The 16169-nt window shown below is 60.3% G+C and carries 19 protein-coding genes and 1 tRNA gene; 16 read left to right on the plus strand and 4 right to left on the minus strand.

The genetic code is table 11. From position 1 onward, the window contains the following. The first annotated feature begins 38 nt into the window (after nt 1-38). Both ACMU_RS05475 and ACMU_RS19230 read left to right on the plus strand, forming a co-directional pair. A complete protein-coding gene (locus tag ACMU_RS05475) occupies nt 39-1349 on the plus strand; it encodes an RHS repeat-associated core domain-containing protein (protein ID WP_035256980.1) in 1311 nt (436 codons plus the stop codon). Beyond that, on the plus strand, nt 1346-1759 hold the full coding sequence (locus tag ACMU_RS19230) for a hypothetical protein (protein ID WP_152544522.1): 414 nt from the start codon (nt 1346-1348) through the stop codon (nt 1757-1759). Before ACMU_RS05475 ends, ACMU_RS19230 begins: the two co-directional genes overlap by 4 nt. Before the next feature lie 352 nt (nt 1760-2111). Here the strand turns inward: ACMU_RS19230 and ACMU_RS05480 are convergent. Then, a tRNA-Ser gene (locus ACMU_RS05480) sits at nt 2112-2201 on the minus strand. 148 nt (nt 2202-2349) lie between these two features. Between ACMU_RS05480 and ACMU_RS05485 the strand changes: the two genes are divergently transcribed. From ACMU_RS05485 to ACMU_RS05525, 9 genes are all read left to right on the plus strand, one after another. Beyond that, nucleotides 2350-3171, plus strand: coding sequence for a DUF2059 domain-containing protein (locus tag ACMU_RS05485; RefSeq protein WP_161635627.1), 822 nt, complete (start codon nt 2350-2352; stop codon nt 3169-3171). A gap of 207 nt (nt 3172-3378) precedes the next feature. Continuing rightward, nucleotides 3379-4020, plus strand: a complete 642-nt coding sequence (locus ACMU_RS05490) for a 50S ribosomal protein L21 (protein WP_035257585.1) — start codon at nt 3379-3381, stop codon at nt 4018-4020. 12 nt (nt 4021-4032) lie between these two features. Next, nucleotides 4033-4302 (plus strand): 50S ribosomal protein L27, encoded by a 270-nt coding sequence (gene rpmA, locus ACMU_RS05495; protein WP_035256983.1) that lies wholly within the window; start codon nt 4033-4035, stop codon nt 4300-4302. Between the two features lie 132 nt (nt 4303-4434). After that, complete coding sequence (locus ACMU_RS05500) at nt 4435-5835, plus strand: RtcB family protein (RefSeq protein WP_035256985.1); 1401 nt, start codon at nt 4435-4437, stop codon at nt 5833-5835. After that, entirely contained in the window at nt 5832-6437 is a 606-nt protein-coding gene (locus ACMU_RS05505; protein WP_035256987.1) for a LysE family translocator, read from the plus strand. Before ACMU_RS05500 ends, ACMU_RS05505 begins: the two co-directional genes overlap by 4 nt. After that, the gene (locus ACMU_RS05510) at nt 6434-6976 is read left to right on the plus strand and encodes a GNAT family N-acetyltransferase (RefSeq protein WP_035256989.1); all 543 of its coding nucleotides are present in this window, start codon (nt 6434-6436) and stop codon (nt 6974-6976) included. The genes ACMU_RS05505 and ACMU_RS05510 overlap by 4 nt, the downstream gene beginning before the upstream one ends. A 111-nt stretch (nt 6977-7087) precedes the next feature. After that, complete coding sequence (gene obgE, locus ACMU_RS05515; RefSeq protein ID WP_035256992.1) at nt 7088-8125, plus strand: GTPase ObgE; 1038 nt, start codon at nt 7088-7090, stop codon at nt 8123-8125. Next, nucleotides 8113-9219, plus strand: a complete 1107-nt coding sequence (gene proB / locus ACMU_RS05520) for a glutamate 5-kinase (protein WP_035256996.1) — start codon at nt 8113-8115, stop codon at nt 9217-9219. Before obgE ends, proB begins: the two co-directional genes overlap by 13 nt. Continuing rightward, nucleotides 9216-10481, plus strand: a complete 1266-nt coding sequence (locus ACMU_RS05525; RefSeq protein WP_035256998.1) for a glutamate-5-semialdehyde dehydrogenase — start codon at nt 9216-9218, stop codon at nt 10479-10481. Before proB ends, ACMU_RS05525 begins: the two co-directional genes overlap by 4 nt. On the opposite strand, the gene ACMU_RS05530 is transcribed toward ACMU_RS05525, so the two are convergent. Continuing rightward, nucleotides 10478-11083: a histidine phosphotransferase family protein gene (locus ACMU_RS05530; protein WP_035256999.1), complete on the minus strand. Its 606-nt coding sequence runs from the start codon at nt 11081-11083 to the stop codon at nt 10478-10480. The two genes, ACMU_RS05525 and ACMU_RS05530, sit on opposite strands and share 4 nt — an antisense overlap. Nucleotides 11084-11113: 30 nt before the next feature. On the opposite strand from ACMU_RS05530, the gene ACMU_RS05535 reads away from it, so the two are divergent. The 3 genes from ACMU_RS05535 (at nt 11114) to ACMU_RS05545 (ending at nt 13055) form a co-directional block, all read left to right on the plus strand. After that, nucleotides 11114-11299, plus strand: a complete 186-nt coding sequence (locus ACMU_RS05535; RefSeq protein WP_035257001.1) for a DUF3553 domain-containing protein — start codon at nt 11114-11116, stop codon at nt 11297-11299. Between the two features lie 143 nt (nt 11300-11442). Continuing rightward, entirely contained in the window at nt 11443-12222 is a 780-nt protein-coding gene (locus ACMU_RS05540) for a GNAT family N-acetyltransferase (RefSeq protein WP_035257002.1), read from the plus strand. Next, nucleotides 12219-13055 carry a lysophospholipid acyltransferase family protein gene (locus tag ACMU_RS05545; protein WP_035257003.1) on the plus strand — a complete coding sequence of 279 codons (837 nt, stop codon included), beginning with the start codon at nt 12219-12221 and terminating at the stop codon, nt 13053-13055. Before ACMU_RS05540 ends, ACMU_RS05545 begins: the two co-directional genes overlap by 4 nt. Before the next feature lie 73 nt (nt 13056-13128). Here the strand turns inward: ACMU_RS05545 and ACMU_RS05550 are convergent, their stop codons facing one another. Beyond that, nucleotides 13129-13752, minus strand: a complete 624-nt coding sequence (locus ACMU_RS05550; RefSeq protein WP_035257004.1) for a thiamine phosphate synthase — start codon at nt 13750-13752, stop codon at nt 13129-13131. 44 nt (nt 13753-13796) lie between these two features. Continuing rightward, nucleotides 13797-14126: a TfoX/Sxy family protein gene (locus ACMU_RS05555; RefSeq protein WP_035257005.1), complete on the minus strand. Its 330-nt coding sequence runs from the start codon at nt 14124-14126 to the stop codon at nt 13797-13799. Nucleotides 14127-14196: 70 nt separating this feature from the next. On the opposite strand from ACMU_RS05555, the gene ACMU_RS05560 reads away from it, so the two are divergent. Both ACMU_RS05560 and ctaA read left to right on the plus strand, forming a co-directional pair. After that, nucleotides 14197-14940, plus strand: a complete 744-nt coding sequence (locus tag ACMU_RS05560) for an RNA methyltransferase (RefSeq protein WP_035257006.1) — start codon at nt 14197-14199, stop codon at nt 14938-14940. 91 nt (nt 14941-15031) lie between these two features. Continuing rightward, nucleotides 15032-16168: a heme A synthase gene (gene ctaA / locus ACMU_RS05565; RefSeq protein ID WP_035257009.1), complete on the plus strand. Its 1137-nt coding sequence runs from the start codon at nt 15032-15034 to the stop codon at nt 16166-16168. Nucleotide 16169: the final 1 nt, after the last annotated feature.

Genomic DNA, 16169 nt, shown 5'->3' on the forward strand with positions numbered 1-16169 from the left:
TCACGCGAAGTACATCGGAAGATATCACCAACGGCAACATGACCACCGGGCTGCTCCTCGGCAAGGCCATGGCTTATGACGCCGAGAACCGGCCGCTGTCGGTGGATGACGGCACCAACGTAACCACCTATGTCTACGGCGCCGACGGCACGCGGCTGAAGAAAATCGAGAAAACCGGGCAAGGGGCCGAGAACACCACGCTCTATGTCGGCCCGCTGGAGATCCGCGATTACGGCACTGGCAATGAAAGCCTGCTGGCCTACCCCCATCCAAATATCCGGATGGTCGACGGTATGCCTTCGGCGCTGCACAAAGACCAGCTGAACTCGGTCCGGATGATCACCAATGACAGTGGCGGCGCGGCGAAGGAGAGCGTCTATAAACCCTTCGGCGAGGCCACCGACTGGACCCTCGATCCGTCCGAAGCCATTGAAACCAAGGGCTTTATCGGCGAACGCTACGACGCCGATGCCGGCCTGCAGTTCCTCAATGCCCGCTACTACGACCCCAAACTCGGCCTCTTCATCCAACCAGACTGGTTCGAAGTGACCGAGCCGGGGGTGGGGACGAATAGGTACAGCTACTCGTTCAATGATCCAATCAACCTGATGGATCCGAACGGGAATGTTACCGAAAGCGATGGGGCTGGACTCGCTGAAGACACCTATCACGATGAACCAGATGTTGGTGACCTGCCCGATAATTGGACTGCTTTGTCCAGTTCTGAGTTGGAGAAATTAGGGTTGGGAGGCGTAAAATTTTCGGATAAAGGTACTGGCATAAAGTCTAGAATGTATAAAAATTCCGAAACGGGTGAGTATGTTCTTGGGTTTGCGGGTTCCCAAGATATCGGTGACTGGATCATGAATGCATCGCATGGTGTCTACGGTACATCGCCTCAGCACGAACAAGCCGCCGCTCTTGTAGGTCAAGTGACAACGGCTCTTGGTGGAAAGAAATTGTCTTTGGTGGGGCATTCCTTAGGGGGAGGTTTGGCGGTAACCGGCGCGTTAAATAGCAACAATCCCTCTCTTGAGATTAAAGTCTATAATTCCGCCGGGGGTGCATCTAGTATTCACTCATCTTCTATGAGCAATACCGACCACTACGTTTCTTCAACAAGAACACTAGTCAGGCAAAGCGATAAAAGGGGCAGAACCATATCAACCACTTTGGGGGATGTTATTGTAGACACGCTTAACATAACATTCAAGTTCGCAGGTTTGGCGTTTGATGGCGTTGGAACAACACACCTTGTCGTGATACCCAGCGCAATCGGCTTGTCATACAGAGAAACAATGATCCATAACCACGCAATCGGTGTGCTTCGTGGAGCGCTAACCCAATGAAATTTACATCGAAGCGGTTTTATTATATTCTACTGACGGTGGTGGTCGCAGTAGTTTTGTTTTATGCTGGGACTCTTGTATTATTCTCAATTGTTAGCCCTAGATATTCTGCCGAACGTGAATTTTTCACTTTGGTTCCGCCGAACATGGATTCAACCAAAGTAGTCTACGACGCTCTTTCAGTTAGGGATGGATACACCTGCCGTATCAGAGATCACTTTTATACATGTTATTTAAATGGGGCGAGAGTTGATATTTCCAAGGATGGGGCGCATATTTTTTTAAAGTATCCATACAAAAAATCGACTTTTTTGAAGCTTATTGCATCTGATGTTGCCAGTCCGGAAGAGTTGATTGTTTCTCTTTTAAAAAAACAAGGGTCTGCATTCACTTTGGAGAGGAGAGATTAGATCCGTGCCTGAGTGGCTGCAGAATTTTGCGTCAGAATTGACCTTAGCCACGAGTTCCTTTCAGCTTGGTGCCGCAAGGTATTGCTAGGGTAACAGCAGTCGAAGTTGTAAGTTCGAGAAATTTGTTTGAGTTTGGTAGAACTCGTGCGATTTCAGCCCTACCTCCATCCCAATATCCGGATGGTCGATGGTGTGCCTTCTGCGTTGCGTCTCGACCAGCTGGCTTCGGCCTGTAAGATCACCAACAAAGTCAGCTAAGAACCGAACCCAGGCGGACAGTTTCATGGGCGTGGTGCTCCACTTTGTGTCGCACTTGCCTGTCCAACTCTTAAGTCATTGATCTAAATGGAAGTGGCGGAGAGACAGGGATTCGAACCCTGGGTCCCCGTGAAGGGACAACGGTTTTCGAGACCGCCCCGTTCGACCACTCCGGCACCTCTCCGCAGCCAAGTGGTTTGTGAGGGCTGCATTTAGAGCCTTGGGCGCGGCTGCGCAAGCCGATAATTCACCATTTCGGCATGTGGTTGGAAATTCTTTACCCGCACCGTACTATCACGACCAGAGAAAGCTGTTTTCCGAAAGGGATGACGATGCGCACCAGTTTGTTTTCCGTTGCTTGCGTGGCTGGAATGTTGTGGGCGAATATTGCACATGCGGTTGGGGCGGGCGACGTATTGCAGGCGCTGCGGTTTTCCCAAATTGCCGAGATTCTGGCCGAAGAGGGGCAGGGACACGGGCAATCCATTCAGGATCAGATGTTCCCTGGGCGTGGCGGGCCCAGCTGGGAAGGGGTGGTTGGTACCATCTATGACGCCGATCGGCTGCAAACCGAAATGCAGGACGCGCTTGCCGTTGAGCTGTCCGAAGAGGATATGGTCGCGATCATAGAGTTCTTCCAGGGTGAAACCGGCGCACAATTTGTTGTGCTTGAAGAAGAAGCGCGTCGCGCCATGATGGACGATGCCGCAGACGAAGCTGCCCGCGCCACTTACGCACAGATGGCCGCAGACGAGGACCCGCGTGTCGATATCCTGCGCAAATTCATCGAGGTCAACAATCTGGTCGACCTGAATGTTGCAAACGCTTTGAACGCCAACTTTGCGTTTTACCGGGGCCTGGAAGAAGGGGGGGTGCCCTTGCAAATGGGCGAGGAAGACATGTTGCGCGAGGTCTGGTCGCAGGAAGCCGACATCCGTGCCGACACGACCGAGTGGGTCTTTTCCTATCTGGCCCTGGCCTATGCCCCGGCCAATGACGCGGACTTGCAAAGCTATATCGACTTTTCGCAAAGCCCCGCGGGACGCAGCCTGAACATTGCGCTTTTTGCGGGTTTTGATCGCAGTTTCAGCCGTGTATCGCGCGAAATGGGTTTTGCGGCGGCACGGTTTATGGACGCGGGTGAAGATATCTGACCGCATGGCGGCAAGCGCATTGAAAAAGCCGCAAAGCTCGTGGCAATGCGGGTTGACTTTGAGCAGGTTTGCTCACATACACCGCATCTCTGCCACTGGGTAACCAAGGGCGGATTCTGTAATGACGGCCCGCAAGGGCGCGCTGTCCGAGGCATTTAACACCGCAAACGCGGGGCCACAGGATGCGGATGATAAAGGAAGATGACCATGTTCGCGGTCCTCAAGACCGGTGGCAAGCAATACAAGGTACAGTCGGGCGACGTTCTGCGCGTCGAGAAACTGGCCGCTGATGCTGGCGAAACCGTACAATTCAACGAAATTCTGATGGTTGGTGGCACCGTGGGTACACCGATCGTTGCCGATGCAGGTGTTCAGGCCGAAGTGATCGAACAGATCAAAGGCCCCAAGACGATCAACTTCGTCAAACGCCGCCGTAAGCACAGCTCGAAGCGCACCAAGGGCCACCGTCAACAGCTGACCCTGCTGCGTGTGACCGACATCCTGGAAAAGGGTGCCGACAAATCGGGTGTGAAGGCAGCAATCGGTGCCGCGTCGGCAGGCGCTGCTGTGGCAGCTGCTCCGGCCCCGAAAAAGGCCACCAAGAAAGCCGAACCCAAGGCCGAGGCTCCCGCAGCCGCCGCGCCCGAGGGTGGGGATGATTTGAAGAAACTGTCGGGTGTTGGTCCGGCGCTGGAAAAGAAACTGCTGGCAGCTGGCGTAACCACGTTTGCGCAGATCGCAGCCTGGACCGAGGCCGATATCGCCGAGTTCGACGAGAAACTGTCGTTCAAAGGCCGTATCGAGCGCGAGGGCTGGGTTGAGCAAGCCAAAGAGCTGGCCAAAGGCTAAGGAGAGAGACACATGGCACATAAAAAAGCAGGTGGTTCGTCTCGGAACGGTCGCGACAGTGCGGGCCGTCGTCTTGGCGTAAAGAAATATGGCGGCGAAGCCGTGATCCCCGGCAACATCATCGTGCGTCAGCGCGGCAACAAGTGGTGGCCGGGTGAAAACGTGGGTCAGGGCAAAGACCACACCATCTTTGCGACCACCGAAGGCAACGTCAAATTCCATAAAGGCCTGAAAGGCCGCACCTTCATTTCGGTTCTCCCGTTAGCGGAGGCCGCTGAATAAGCCGAAACCTCGAAGGTAAAAGATTTCAGGGGATCGGCAACAGGCCGGTCCCCTTTCTCGTTTTTGGAGACTGGCCATTTCACCGCCCACATTTGGGCATTTACTCGCAACGAGGAAGAATGGACTAGTACAATGACTGTTACCGGCAAGGATCTGATTGATCTGGGTTTTGAGCAGGGCGCCGATTTGGGTCGCGCTCTGGAAACTGTGCGGGCGCTGAACCTGCAGGGCGATGATTTGGCGGCTTGGGTGGCTGCCAACAAACCGTCGCCGCGCGTGGGGTTGCAGGACAATCCCGGATACGTGCTGAACCTCGAAGCCGGTGACGAACAGGAACGCGACAACCTGGACAAAGTCACGGCCACCATGGACGTGCTGATGCGTACGCCGACGCTGCGCAAAGGTGCGGTGATGCCCGATGCTTGTCCGGCTGGCCCCGAAGGCACCATTCCGGTGGGCGGTGTTGTGGCGGCAGAAAACGCCATTCATCCCGGTATGCATTCGGCCGATATCTGTTGTTCTGTCATGGTGACCGAGTTTGCAGATTCCGACCCCAAAACGGTGTTGGACGCGGTCCACAAGGCCACGCATTTCGGCCCCGGGGGGCGTCCGAATGGTCAGCGTTACACCGTATCGCCAGCGCTTTATGATGCGTTTCGGGACAATGCGTTCCTGAAAGACAAGAAGATCCTGCAAGCCGCGATGGAGCATCTGGGCACGCAGGGTGACGGCAACCATTTTGCCTTTGTCGGTGTGTCCAAGGCCAACGGCACCACGTGTCTGGTGACCCATCACGGGTCGCGTGGGCCAGGTGCGGGGCTGTACAAGCTGGGCATGAAATGTGCTGAGAAATGGCGCAAAAAGCTGAGCACGGGCGTGTTGAAGCAAAACGCGTGGATTCCTGCCGACAGTGCGGATGGTGTGGCCTATTGGGACGCTTTGCAACTGGTGCGGAAATGGACCAAGGCCAATCACAACGCCATCCATCAGGCGGCGACAGTTTTTGCCGACGCCAAGGTGGTGGAGCGGTTCTGGAACGAACACAACTTCGTCTTCCGCGACGGGGATCTGTTTTGGCATGCCAAGGGGGCAACACCCGTGAATGCCGATTTTCTGCCCGATACCAACGGGTTGCAGATCGTTCCTCTGAACATGGCCGAACCGGTTCTGCTGATCCGCGGTGCGGTTACCGACCGCAACTATGGCTTTGCCCCGCATGGTGCTGGCCGTAACATGTCGCGGACGGCACATAAACGTGCGCAGGGTGATCTGACCGAGGCTGAACTGTTTGCGCGCGAAACCGCCGGGCTGGATGCACGGTTCTTTAGTGGCAATATCGACGTGTCCGAGCTGCCATCGGCCTACAAGCCGGCGGCAACCGTGCGCGCCCAGATGGCGGCGTTTGATCTGGCCGAGGTGGTGGACGAGATCCAACCCTATGGTTCGATCATGGCGGGTGACTGGGAACGTGACGCGCCGTGGCGCAAGAAAGCACAGGCCAAATGGGCCGAGCGGAATGCGAGGGACGCATGAGCGTCGCCGTCGCATCTTTCCTGACCTTTGCGGCCAGCCAGGTGGGCACACCGGGCCCCGCAAACATGGCCCTGATGGCCACAGGGGCGCGCTTTGGTCTGCGTCGGGCGTTGCCGTTTGTGGCGGGTGTGGCGTTGGGTAAGCAGCTGGTGATCTGGCCGCTTGGCCTGGGTCTGTTGGCATTGTCGCATCAGGTTCCCGTGGTGTTCGACCTGCTCAAATGGGTCTCGGCAGCCTATATTTGCTGGCTCGCAATTCGGATTGCGGGCATGCGCCTTGCGCCCGGCGCACCTGCGTCTGACGCACCGGGGTTTGGGGCCGGTTTGGCGGTACATCCGCTGAATCCCAAGGCCTGGGCAATGATCACGGCGGGGTTCACGAATTTCGTGAGCCCCGGCACCCCCGCCTTGCAGGCAACGGCGATCATCGCCATTTGCCTATTGGCAACGCAGATCGTGTTACACCCCGTCTATACGTTCGCTGGTGAGCGTTTGGCGGGGGCCGTGGCCGGAAAACCGGCTGAACGCTACTTAATGTTGGCTCTTGCTGCCCTGACGGTGGCCAGCGTCGGTTATGTGCTTTTCGGAGGAGGGAAGGCATGAAGATGGATCAGATAGAAAAGAACCTTCCGGTGATCGAGACCGAACGTTTTGTCCTGCGCCCCGTGCGCAAATCGGATGCAGGCCTGTTGGCCATGTATGCCGGGGATGAACGCGTGTCCCGTTTTACCCGGTCGATCCCCAATCCGCTGCCCCCCGGCGCGACCGAGGCCTTTGTGGCACGTGCGTTGGATCCGGAACGCACCGAAGATGTGTGGATCATGGATGGATCAGGACATGACCTGTCCGAGGTTCTGGGGGTGATTGCTTTGGACCGGATGGATCGAAACCAGTCAGAGGTAGGGTATTGGGTTGCGCCGGCTTTTTGGAATACAGGCATCGCATCCGAGGCGGTTGGCGCCATGTTGGCCGCGAACCCGCAGAAATGTAAAACCATCTTTGCATCGGTCTTTCAGGACAATCCCGGCTCGGCCCGGGTGCTGACCAATGCCGGGTTTGAATATATCGGCGATGCCGAGGCGTTCTCTGTTGCGCGCAACGCCCAAGTCCCCACCTGGACCTATCTGAAAAAGCTGGGCTGAGCGATGGGGACACTGCGACCATTGCCAATCTAGGGAAACGGTGTCCGGGGCTTGAGCCTTGGGCCGTTTCCCTCTATCGCCTGTCCGCATCCCAATCGAAAGCCGAACTTCATGAAATTCCTCGATCTTGCCAAAGTTTACATCCGCTCGGGCAGCGGCGGGAATGGTTGTATCAGTTTTCGGCGCGAGAAATATATCGAATATGGCGGCCCTGATGGCGGCGATGGCGGGCGCGGCGGCGACGTGGTGGCCGAGGCGGTTGAGGGGCTGAACACCCTGATCGACTTTCGCTATCAGCAGCATTTCTTTGCCAAGAACGGCCGGCCGGGGCAGGGCGCGCAGCGCACCGGGGCTTCGGGCGATGATATCGTGTTGCGCGTGCCCGTGGGCACCGAGATTCTGGACGAAGATGAAGAGACCCTGCTGGCCGACCTGACCGAGGTGGGCCAACGGGTGATGCTGGGCAAGGGTGGCAATGGCGGCTTTGGCAACCTGCATTTCAAAACCGCCACCAACCAGGCCCCGCGCCGCGCCAATTCCGGCCAGCCGGGCGTGGAACGCACAATCTGGCTGCGGCTGAAACTGATCGCCGATGCCGGGCTGTTGGGCCTGCCCAATGCGGGCAAGTCGACCTTTCTGTCGGCCACGTCGAACGCGCGGCCCAAGATTGCCGATTACCCGTTCACCACGCTGCACCCCAATCTGGGCGTGGTCGGTGTGGACGGGGCCGAGTTCGTGATGGCCGACATTCCCGGCCTGATCGAAGGCGCGTCCGAGGGGCGGGGCCTGGGCGATCTGTTCCTGGGCCATGTGGAGCGCTGCGCGGTTCTGCTGCATCTGGTGGATGGCACGTCCGAGGATGTGGCCGCCGATTACCGCACCATCATTGCCGAGCTGGAGGCTTATGGCGGCGATCTGGCTGGCAAGCCGCGGGTCACGGCACTGAACAAGATCGACGCGTTGGATGACGAGGAGCGGGCCGAGAAAAAGGCAGCACTTGAGGTCGAAACCGGCCACCCCGTCATGATGATGTCGGGCGTCAGCCGCGAGGGGCTGACCGATGTGCTGCGCGCTGTGCGGGCCGAGATCACCGAGGACCGGCTGCGCCTGAAAAAGGCCGATGAGGAGCCCGAACAGTGGCAACCCTGACCGACGCGAAACGGCTGGTGATCAAGATCGGCTCGGCCCTGTTGGTGGACCGGGCCAGTGGGGCATTGCGCTCGGACTGGCTGCAGGGGCTGGCCGAAGACATCGCCTGGCTGAAGTCGGGCGGGGCCGAGGTTGTGATTGTGTCCTCGGGCTCCATCGCGTTGGGCCGCGCGGTGCTGGGCCTGCCGGTGGGGGCGCTGGCGTTGGAACAATCGCAAGCCGCCGCTGCGGTGGGCCAGATCCGCCTGGCCCGCGCCTATGAAGAGGCCTTGGCGCCCCATGCCATCACCACCGCGCAGGTTCTTGTGACGCTGGAAGACAGCGAAAACCGCCGCCGGTATCTGAATTCGCGCAACACGCTGGCGCAACTTCTGGGGTTGGGCGTGGTGCCGATCGTGAACGAAAACGACACCATCGCCACGGATGAGATCCGGTTTGGCGACAATGACCGGCTGGCCGCGCAGGTGGCGGTGACCATCGGCGCTGATCAGGCGGTGTTGCTGTCGGATGTCGACGGGTTTTACACCGCTGCCCCGTCGCAGGACCCCGCGGCCAAACGGTTCGACGTGATCGCCGAGATCACGCCCGAGATCGAGGCGATGGCGGGCGATGCGGGCTCGGGCCTGTCCAAGGGCGGCATGAAGACCAAGCTGATGGCGGCCAAAACGGCCACTGGGGCGGGATGTGCGCTGGCGATCACCGAAGGCTCGCCCCTGCGGCCGCTCAAGGCACTGGCTGATGGCGCAAATGCCACCTGGTTTCTGCCACGCGAAGACCCGCAGGCGGCGCGCAAACGCTGGATTGCGGCCATGAAACCGCGCGGATCGGTTCGGTTGGATACGGGCGCGGTTGCGGCCTTGAAACAGGGTCGGTCGCTTTTGCCGATCGGCGTGACCGAGGTGTCGGGCGCGTTTGAACGCGGCGACCCGGTCGAGATTTGCGGGCCGGATGGTGCCGCATTGGGGCGCGGGCTGACACGCTATACCTCGGCCGAGGCGGGCCGGATCAAGGGCTGTCAGTCGCGTGACATCGAATCCGTTCTGGGCTATCCCGGACGGGCCGCTTTGATCCACAGGGATGATATGGTGCTATGAAAGATATGGAAAACATTCCCCAGATGATGGCCGAACTGGGCGCGCGCGCGCGCGCCGCCGCTGCGGATCTGGCCTTTGCACCAGCCGAGGTTAAGCAGCACGCGCTGGAAGCCGCCGCCGATGCGGTTTGGGCCCGGCGCGACGAGATCATTGCCGCCAATGCAAAGGACATGGAGTTTGGCCGCGACAAGGGGTTAAGCCCCGCGATGATGGACCGGCTGATGCTGGACGAGGCGCGCATTCAGGGTATGTGCGACGGGCTGCGCAACGTGGCCGCGCAGGCGGATCCGGTGGGCGCGGTGATGGCCGAGTGGGATCAGCCCACAGGGCTGAACATCCGCCGCGTGCGCACGCCCCTGGGCGTGATCGGCGTGATCTATGAAAGCCGGCCCAACGTGACAGCAGATGCCGGCGCGCTGTGCCTGAAGGCCGGCAATGCGGTGATCCTGCGCGGTGGCTCGGAAAGCTTTCATTCCGCCGGGCTGATCCATGCCTGTCTGCAGGATGGCCTGCGGGCCGCCGGTCTGCCCGAGGACGCCATTCAGCGCGTGCCCACCCGCGACCGCGCCGCGGTGGCCGAGATGCTGACCATGACCGACACGATCGACGTGATTGTGCCGCGCGGCGGCAAGGGGCTGGTGGGCCTGGTGCAGCGCGAGGCGCGGGTGCCGGTTTTTGCCCATCTTGAAGGGATCGTACATATCTTTGTGGATGCCGCCGCCGATGCCGACAAGGCGCGCAAGGTGGTCTTGAACGCCAAGACCCGCCGCACGGGTATCTGCGGGGCGGCCGAATGCCTGCTGATCCACCGTCAGATTGCCGACGGGCTGGGCGCGCAGCTGATCGCCGACCTGGTGGCGGCCGGGGTGCGCGTGCATGCGGGTGCGGGGCTGGACCATCTGCCGGGTGTTCAGGCCGCAACCGACGACGATTGGGGCCGCGAGTACCTGGATATGGATATCGCCGTGAAACTGGTCGACGACGTGCAGGGCGCAATCGCGCATATCCGCGACTTTGGCTCGAACCACACCGATTGCGTGATCACCGAGGATGACACCGTGGCTGCGACCTTCTTTCAGCGCCTCGACAGCGCGATCCTGATGCGCAACGCGTCGACCCAATTCGCCGATGGCGGCGAGTTCGGCATGGGCGCCGAGATCGGGATTGCCACCGGCAAGATGCACGCCCGCGGCCCGGTAGGCGCCGAGCAACTGACCAGCTTCAAATATCTGGTTGAGGGCGACGGAACGACCCGCGCTTAAAAACGAACGCTGACGGTTTCACTGCCCAACTCTACCTGCAACGCCCGCCTTGCGCGGGCGGCTGCGTCTGCAAGCAATCCAAAATGAACCTCGGCGGGCTTCAGGTCGTGGGCTGAAAGCGGGCTGGTCAACAGGCTCCACAGCTCATAATCCACATTCAGGCGTGGACCGGTGGCTGACAATTGCCATTTGTCTTGGTCGGATTGAGAAAGCGCAATCTTGCCCCCAACAGGCAGCGCACTTTCAAGGCATAGAACAAGCATCAGCGCCAGCTTTGCCTCGGAACGGGGCAAATCTGGTTGGACGTCGTGAATGATGGTGATCCGGCTGCCGGCAAAACTGTCGTCCAGCACACTGGCAAATTCGCGCCGCCCGATCTGCTGATCGATGCTGGCGGCACCGAAGGCGATGCGGAAATAGCGAATCCGGGCATTTGCGTGGGCCACGCTGTCCGCAATCAACTGCATCTCGGGGCTTTGCGGCGCGCCCGACATCTGCAAAAGTTCCATCCCATTGCCAATGGCCCCAAGTGGGCTGATAAGATCATGACAGATACGCGAACCCAAAAGTGCTGCGAGATCGGGCCGGGTGTCGGGTTTCATGCGGGAACCTCGCAAAATAGGAGCAGGCCAATGTCGGATTTCAACGCGATGCTCGAACCCGGGCAGCTTGTGCGCAACGCGCGCGAGCCAGATTGGGGGTTGGGGCAGGTCCAGTCGAATATCAATGGCAAATTAACTGTGAACTTCGAGAATGCAGGCAAGGTTGTGCTGATCGGGTCCGAAGTGGATCTCATCCCTGAATTTTCCTCCGGCTAAGCGGCCTTGCCTTGTTCCAATGAATTGCAAATCAACCTTAACGGGTGGTTAACAAACGTCAATCCAGCGCCAACAGTTGCAATGTGAAAGGTGGCTGACTAGAAGGCTGCAAACCGGCGCAACAAGAGCAGGCCCGCCCCGATATGGAGCCCACAGACAGCTATTATGCCATTCGGCTGGCCGAAGACCCCAACGATCTGCGCGCGTCGCAGCGGTTGCGCTATGAAGTTTTCGTGGAAGAATTGGGTGGTGACGGCGAGATGGTCGATCACGATGCCCGGATCGAACAGGATGCCTTCGATCCTTTCTATGACCACATGGTGTTGGTTGATACGCGGCGCGATCCCGCCAATCTGGACCATGTGGTGGGCGTTTACCGGCTGATGCGCAGCGATCAGATGCATCGGGTGGGCCGGTTCTACACAGCCGACGAATATGACCTGTCGCCGTTGATCTCATCCGGCCGCACGTTGTTGGAACTGGGCCGCTCATGCGTGCATCCCGACCACCGGGGCGGCACCGCCATGTACCATCTTTGGAATGGGTTGGCGGCCTATGTGTTTGATCACGATATCGAAATTCTTTTTGGCGTGGCCAGTTTTCACGGCACTGATGCCGACGCTCTGGCACAGCCTTTGGCCTATTTGCATCACAACCACCTGGCACCGGAACACTTGCGTGCCAAGGCGTTGGCGGACTCGTATCTGGGCATGGAACGTATCCCTGCCGATCAGGTGAACCGCAAAGAGGCGATGTTGAACACGCCGGCGCTGATCAAGGCTTATCTGCGGCTGGGTGGTGTCGTGGGTGAAGGGGCCTATGTAGACCATGCCTTTCAAACCACGGATGTTCTGTTGATCATGGATACGGAGTTGATGAACGCCAAGAGCCGCGAAGCCTTTCGCGAAGGGCGCGGCGCGTGAGTGCCACCTGGTATGGAGATGGACCCGAGCCGGAACCGCACAAGCTGAGTTTCGGAGATTGGTTGCGCGTCGCGTGGCGTGGCAGCCTGTTGGGGATCGTGACGTTCGGATGTTTGGCGCTGTTGCTGCTGGTCCGGCTGATCGAGCGGCCGATCTTCGGAATGCGCCGCCCTGTGACGCCCTATATCACCCGGTTTGTCTGCACCGCGGCCTTTGTAATCCTGCGCATGCCGCACCGGGTGCGCGGGCAGATCATGACCCATCGCGGCGCGTTTGTGGCCAATCACAGTTCGTGGCTGGATATCTTCACGTTGAACGCGCGCAAGCGGATTTACTATGTCTCGAAGGCCGAGGTGGCCAGTTGGCCCGGCATCGGCTGGCTGGCGCGTGCGACGGGCACGGTGTTCATCAACCGCGACCGGCGCGAGGCGCGGGCGCAGACGGCGCTGTTCGAGGCGCGGCTTTTGGCCGGGCACAAGCTGTTGTTTTTCCCCGAGGGCACATCGAGCGATGGCCGCCGGGTATTGCCGTTCAAGACCACGTTGTTTGCGGCGTTCTTTAGTGAGGCGTTACGGGATGTGCTGTGGGTGCAGCCGGTCAGCGTGCTGTACCGGGCGCCCGAGGGGGCAGAGGCGCGGTTTTACGGCTGGTGGGGCGATATGGGGTTTGGTGCAAACCTGTTGCAGGTATTGGCGGCGCGCCAGCAGGGATCGGTCGAAGTGATTTATCACCCGCCATTGCGGGTGGCGGATTTTGCCGACCGCAAGGCCCTGGCGGCGGCCTGCGAGGCGGCGGTGCGCGGTGGCTTTCCGGCCGAGCTACTGTCAGATTGAGGCCCGTTCCGCGCCATTTTTTCTGTCTCGCGGCGGGGCGTGCGCCCCTTCCGCTCGGGCCGGCGCCAGGCCGTCACGTCATCGCCGATTTCAGCGTAGCGAGGGCGGCGGCGGGGGTGTCGGTGCCCCAGATCTCGGGCCCGATGCCAAAGAAATCGGTGATGGGGCTGAGGGTCGCGATGGCGTCGGGCGTCAGGTTGCCTTCGGCGACCACCGGCAGTTCGATCATTTCCGACCACCAGGCGAAAAGCTCGGGCGTGGCCGGTTCGCCGGTGCCCAGCGCGGTTTCGGTGGTGGGGCCAAAGGCGATGTAATCGGCGCCGATCTCGCCAGCGGTCATGCCGTCGTGGCGGGAATTGCCGCAAAAGGCGCCGACGATGGCATCGTCGCCCAGGGCTTTGCGCGCTTTGCGGACTGATCGCGCGCCATCGGTCAGGTGGACGCCATCCAGCGCAAAGCGTTCGGCCAGCTGCACGTGATCGGCAATGGTCAGCGCGATGTCGCGGGCGGTTGTCACCTCGCGCACGGCGTCGGCGGCGCGGGCGACGCGGTCTTCCTCGAGCGTTGCCAGGGCCAGGCGCACACAGGCAACCTCGTGCGCGTCCAGCACCGCGGCCAGCTGTGCGGGGAAGGTCGACAACTCGAATTCAGGCGGGGTGATCAGGTAAATCTGCGGCTGCTCGGGGGTGGTGGCCATTTGCGGGCTCCTTGATCTTGGCTTGCGCCCCTATAACGGCTGGCTCACTTGGGCGGAAGGGTTTTTGCAAATCCCAGCGCCAGGGTTAGCAGCGCGCCGCGCGTGTCGTCATTGCCCATGCCGTCATCGGTGACCTCGACCATGCCGCCCATCTTGCGCCCGGTGAACGACAAGGGAGCGGCGCCGGGGATGGCCAGCGCCGCGGCCTCCTGTTCTTTGCCGACGCGGAACATGCCGCCGCCTTTGTGCACACCGCAGACCATGTTGCCGTTCAGCAGGAAACACAGACCGCCAAACATGCGTTTCTCGGAGATGCCGGGTGTGTCCGACAAGGCGTCGCGCAGAATTTCGGCTAATCCTTCGTCATAGGCCATGCGGGACCTCCCTTGCGTCTGGTTGATGCTGAGCGTATCACCGCGCCGATTGCCACGAAAGCCTGACACTATGACTGACCGACAACCCGCCTTTATACTGGTGCGCCCGCAGATGGGCGAAAACATTGGTGCGGCGGCGCGCGCGATGCTGAATTTCGGGCTGACGCGGATGCGGCTGGTGGACCCGCGCGACGGGTGGCCGAACCAGCGGGCGGTGGCCACGGCTTCGGGCGCGGGGCGGGTGCTGGACGGCGCTGGGACCTATGACGACACGGCCGGTGCCTGCGCCGATTGCGATTATGTGTTCGCCACAACCGCCCGGTCGCGGGATCTGACCAAGCCGGTGATGACGCCCGAACGCGCGATGGAGCATGCGCGCGCGCTCTGTGCTCAGGGGCGCAAGGTGGGGGTCTTGTTCGGGCCTGAACGCGCGGGGTTGGAAAACGACGATATCGCGCGGGCCAATGCCATCATCTCGGTCCCGGTGAACCCGGATTTTGCCTCGCTGAACCTGGCGCAATGTGTGTTGCTGACAGGGTATGAATGGCGCCGTCAAACCGCCGAGATCGTGCCCGAACTGGTGCATCTGGCCAAAACCGACCCGGCGCCGCAGATTGAGGTGGAAAAGCTGGCCGAGCATTTTGAGCAGCGGCTTGAGGAAGAGGGGTTCTTTTTCCCTGACCACAAAGCCGAGGGTATGAAGATCAACCTGCGCAATATGTGGAGCCGCTTTGCCATGACCCGCGCCGATGTGCAGATGCTGCACGGCGCGTTGCGCCAATTGGTGCGCTGGAAAACCCGCGACCGCGACTAGCCGTCGCCGGGCGCGAAAAAACCGCGCATCCGCTTGCCCCGGCCAGCCCGCAGCCCTAGGTTGCCAGCACATCAGAATGACGGAGCCCGCAATGGCCGAAAAACGTTCGATTTTCGAGGAAGTGGCTGACACGGCCAAACCGGCGGCCGGGCCGCAGGGAGGCCTGATCGACCGGGCTCGCGGCGCGCGCGGCGGTATTCGCATCTGGTTGATGCTGCTGTTCGTGATGGTGGCCGCGATGATCCTGGTGGGTGGACTGACGCGGTTGACCGATAGCGGCTTGTCGATCACCGAATGGGCGCCGATCACCGGCGCGCTGCCGCCCTTGTCTGCCGAGGCCTGGCAGGTCGAGTTCGACAAATACAAGCTGATCCCGGAATTCACGCTGCAAAACGCGCAAATGAGCTTGGCTGAATTCAAAACCATCTATTGGTGGGAATGGGGCCACCGGCAATTGGGCCGGGTCATCGGCCTTGTGTGGGCGGTTGGGTTCCTGTGGTTCCTTCTGCGCAAACAGATCCCAACAGGTTGGACCGGCCGGCTTTTGGGTTTAGGCGTACTTGGTGGCCTGCAAGGTGCGATTGGTTGGTGGATGGTTAGCTCGGGCCTGAGCGGGCAGATGGTTGACGTGGCGTCTTATCGATTGGCCGTTCATCTGGGGCTGGCATTTGTGATCCTGGGCTTTATCACGTGGTACGTGCTGACGCTGGGCCGGGCCGAAACCGACCTTCTGCAAGCGCGCCGCGCGCGCGAGCGCAAGCTGTTCGGCATGGGCACGGGGCTGCTGCACTTCACCTTTCTGCAGATCCTTCTGGGCGCGCTGGTGGCCGGTATTGACGCGGGCCGCGGCTATACCGATTGGCCCTTGATGGCAGGCGGGATTTTCCCGCCCGAAATGTTCGGGATCGACCCGTGGTGGCGCAATTTCTTTGAAAATGACGGGCTGGTGCAATTCATGCACCGGGTCGCGGGGTATGTGTTGTTGATCTTTGCCATCGTCGTCTGGCGGCGCGCGTCGAAATCGGGCGTGGTGGCCACGCGCGGGGCGTTCACATTGGCGTTGGCCATGCTTGTGTTGCAGGCGCTGATCGGCATTGTAACCGTTGTGAATTCCGCGCCGTTGCACCTGGCATTGCTGCATCAGGCGGGCGCGATCATGGCGTGGGTTCTGATCCTGCGTGCACGGTTCAACGCGGGCTATCCGGCCCAGCAATCTGTTCGAGGGTAAG

Source organism: Actibacterium mucosum KCTC 23349 (genome assembly GCF_000647975.1).
GTDB classification, from domain to species: domain Bacteria; phylum Pseudomonadota; class Alphaproteobacteria; order Rhodobacterales; family Rhodobacteraceae; genus Actibacterium; species Actibacterium mucosum.